The sequence below is a fragment of the Streptomyces katrae genome, assembly GCF_000966975.1.
Classification (GTDB): domain Bacteria; phylum Actinomycetota; class Actinomycetes; order Streptomycetales; family Streptomycetaceae; genus Streptomyces; species Streptomyces katrae.
Map to the genome: position 1 here is coordinate 1 of NZ_JZWV01000728.1, position 3,741 is coordinate 3,741.

The window sequence follows — 3,741 nt, forward strand, 5'->3', positions numbered from 1 at the left end:
CTCCGGGACGACACCACGCCCGGCGCGCCGCCGCGCCGGGCGCCGAGGGCGCCGGGAAGTGCTACAACTGGGGGCGTGACCCCTTCTCGCCACCCGTGCCGGGCACGTCGGTGCGGTCACCTCTAGGCAACCGATCCAGAAGCGTCGCCAGACAGGTATTCGTCCTCCAGGTGGCGATCGTGGTGTTGCTCGCGGCCGGTGGGCTGCTGGCGCTGCTCCTCCAGTCGCGGCACGACGTCGACCGCGAGGCCCGCAACCGGTCGGTGGCCGTCGCACAGACCTTCGCCCACTCCCTGGGCCTCGATGCGGCGCTGAAGCAGCCCAACCCGTCGAAGGTCCTGCAGCCCCTCGCCGAGCGGACCCGCAAGGACGCCGGGGTCGACTTCATCGTGGTGATGGACACCCACGGCATCCGCTACAGCCACCCCCAGCCGGACCGCATCGGCAAACGCTTCGTCGGCACCATCGGGCCCTCCCTCGCCGGGCACACCTACACCGAGAGCGTGGACGGTCCCCTCGGCAAGGAGATCCAGGCGGTGGTCCCCGTCACCGGCCCCGACGGCAAGGTCGTCGGGCTGGTGTCGGCGGGCCTCACCGTCAAGAACGTCACCGGGGTCGTCAACCGCCAGCTCCCCGTCATCCTGCTGTCCATCGCGGCCACCCTGGCCCTCGCCACCGCCGGCACCGCCCTGATCAGCAGACGGCTGAACCGGCAGACCCACGGCCTGGGCCCGCTCGAGATGACCCGCATGTACGAACACCACGACGCGGTGCTCCACGCCGTCCGCGAAGGGGTGCTGATCATCGACGGGGACGGGCGGCTGCTGCTCGCCAACGACGAGGCCAAACGGCTCCTCGGCCTGCCCGAGGACGCCGACGGCCGCCACATCGGGGACGTACCGGGCCTCGACCCGCGGATGGCCGCCCTGCTGCTGTCCGGCCGGGTGGCCACCGACGAGGTGGTGGAGACCGGCGAGCGGCTGCTCGTCGTCAACCAGCGGCGCACCCACCCCCGCGGCCGCGCCGACGGCGGCACCGCCGTCACCATCCGCGACTCCACCGAGATGCGGATCCTGACCGGCCGCGCCGAGACCGCCCGCCGGCGCCTGAAGCTGCTCTACGACGCGGGCGGCGACATCGGCACCACCCTCGACGTCGTCCGCACCGCCGAGGAACTCGCCGACGTCGCCGTTCCCCGCTTCGCCGACTTCGCCACCGTCGACCTGGCCGAAGCGGTGCTCGACGGGGACGAGCCCGGGCCGGGAGCCGACATGCGGCGCACCGCGGTCAGCGGAATCCGCAGCGACCACCCCCTCTACCCCCGGGGCCTGCTGATCGACTTCCTGCCGTCCACCCCCCAGGCGCGCGGCTACGGCACCGGCAAGGCCGAACTGGTGCCCGACCTCTCCGCCGATCCGGGCTGGCTCGCCCAGGACCCGGTGCGCACCCGCGCCATCGTCGAGTACGGGATCCACTCGCTGATCGCGGCCCCGCTGATCGCCCGGGGCGTGGTCCTCGGCGTGGTCAACTTCTGGCGGTCACAGGTGCCCGAGCCCTTCGACGAGGACGACCTGTCGCTGGCCGTGGAACTCGTCGCCCGCGCCGCCGTCAGCATGGACAACGCCCGCCGCTACACCCGCGAGCACGCCCTCGCCGTCACCCTCCAGCGCAGCCTGCTGCCGCGCGCGCTGCCCGAGCAGAGCGCCGTGGACGTGGCGCACTTCTACCTGCCCGCGCAGTCCGGTGTGGGCGGGGACTGGTTCGACGTGATCCCGCTGCCCGGCTGCCGGGTCGCCCTCGTCGTCGGGGACGTCGTCGGACACGGCCTGCACGCCGCCGCGACCATGGGGCGGCTGCGCACCGCGGTGCACAACTTCTCCTCGCTCGACCTCGCCCCCGACGAGATCCTCGCCCGCCTCGACGACCTCGTCCAGCGCATCGACCACGACGACGAGGGCGGCGACGCCACCGGCTCCGTCCTCGGCGCGACCTGCCTGTACGCCGTCTACGACCCGGTCTCCCGGCACTGCGCGCTGGCCCGGGCCGGACACCTGCCGCCGCTGGTGGCCGCCCCGGACGGCACCACCGAGATCGTGGACCTGCCGGCCGGGCCTCCGCTCGGCCTCGGCGGCATGCCCTTCGAGACGGCGGAGCTGGACCTGGCGGAGGGCAGCCGGCTCGTCCTGTACACGGACGGGCTCATCGAGGAGCGCGGCCGCGACATCGGGGAGGGGCTGGAACTGCTGCGCACCGCCGTCAGCAGCTCCGACGGCGACCCGCGCGACACCTGCCGGACCGTCCTCGACCTGCTGCTGCCCACCCGCCCGGCCGACGACGTGGCCCTGCTCGTCGCCCGCACCCGGACCCTGGGCGCGGACCGGGTCGCGCAGTGGGACGTGCCGTTCGAGCCGAGCGCCGTCGGCGAGATCCGGGGCGCGGCGGCCCGCACCCTCGAGGACTGGGGCCTGCCCGAGCTCGGCTTCGCCACGGAGCTGATCCTCAGCGAGCTGGTCACCAACGCCCTGCGCCACGGCAGCGCCCCGGTACGCGTACGGCTGCTGCACGACCACGGCCTGACCTGCGAGGTCTGGGACGGCAGCAGCACCGCCCCGCACCTGCGGTACGCCGCCACCACCGACGAGGGCGGACGCGGCCTGTTCCTCGTCGCGCAGCTCAGCGAGCACTGGGGCACCCGGTACACCCCGGGCGGCAAGGTGATCTGGGCGGAGCTGGCGCCGCCGGGCTCCGGCGAAACGGCGGACCCGGACCCCACGGCCTTCTTCCGGGACGCCGAGCCCCTCTGACGACGCCCTGGACGCGGAGGCCCTCCGGCGACGCCCTGGACGCGGAGGCAGCCCTCCGGCGACGCCCTGGACGCCGAGGCGGGCCTCCGGCCCGGCGTCACCTGCGCGGAACCCCTGCAAGGGCTTACCGCCGGTACCCCTTCCGGGTATCCCTTCCCGGTGTCCCTCCGGGTACCCCCGATGATCATCCGCGGCCGTCCATGAGGGAGAATCCGGAACGCCGGACACGACCATCCCGGCGGCACAGCACCGGTTACCACCGGCCCTACGCACGACAGGAGCACGCCCGTTGACCGAGGACAGGCGCGAACAGGTCCGACCCTTCGTGCGTGCGGGGGAGCGCCTGATCGCCGTGTGCGCGTACGAGCTCGGACCGGGCGTACCCACCCCGCCCGAGGACCTGCTCCCCCCGGCCGATCCCTCCTCGCTGCACCGCCGCATCGAGGCGAAGCTGCCCAAGCCGTTGGCGCAGCTGGTCCGGACCCGCGTGATCGACCCCCGGCGCTCCCGGCCCGCCGCCGCGGCCGGCGCCGTGGACCGGCTGCCCGACGTCGTGGACCAGCTCGGCACCCGGCTGATGCACGGCAAGAGCATGGAGGGCGGCTGGCAGAGCACGGCCGGGCGGTTCCTCATCAGCCGGGCCGGCGCCCGCGGCTCGGTCACCGGCGTCCTCGCCGTCACCGACCGGCGCTGGTTCGGCCTCACCGACGTCTCGCACCTGTGGCAGTCGACGCCCGTGATGAAGGAGTACTGGGAGGTACCCCGCTCGGCCGTGGCCGCCGTCCGCGCCAGGCCGACGGGCGTGCTCCAGCGGGGCCGGATGGACCTGGAATTCACGGACGGCTCCTGGGTCGCCCTCCTGGCCTCCACCCCCGCGGAGGCCGTCCCCTTCGCCGAAGCCGCCGCCCACTACCGCTGACCCCGGTCGGTGCCCGGC

2 protein-coding genes are annotated in these 3,741 nt (G+C 74.2%); both read left to right on the plus strand.

The window, feature by feature from the left end; genetic code table 11:
• Window positions 1-110: 110 nt before the first annotated feature.
• A complete protein-coding gene (locus VR44_RS25270; protein WP_425424534.1) occupies window positions 111-2,804 on the plus strand; it encodes a SpoIIE family protein phosphatase in 2,694 nt (897 codons plus the stop codon).
• Between the two features lie 289 nt (window positions 2,805-3,093).
• Window positions 3,094-3,723 (plus strand): hypothetical protein, encoded by a 630-nt coding sequence (locus VR44_RS41470; protein WP_052713816.1) that lies wholly within the window; start codon window positions 3,094-3,096, stop codon window positions 3,721-3,723.
• Window positions 3,724-3,741 lie beyond the last annotated feature (18 nt).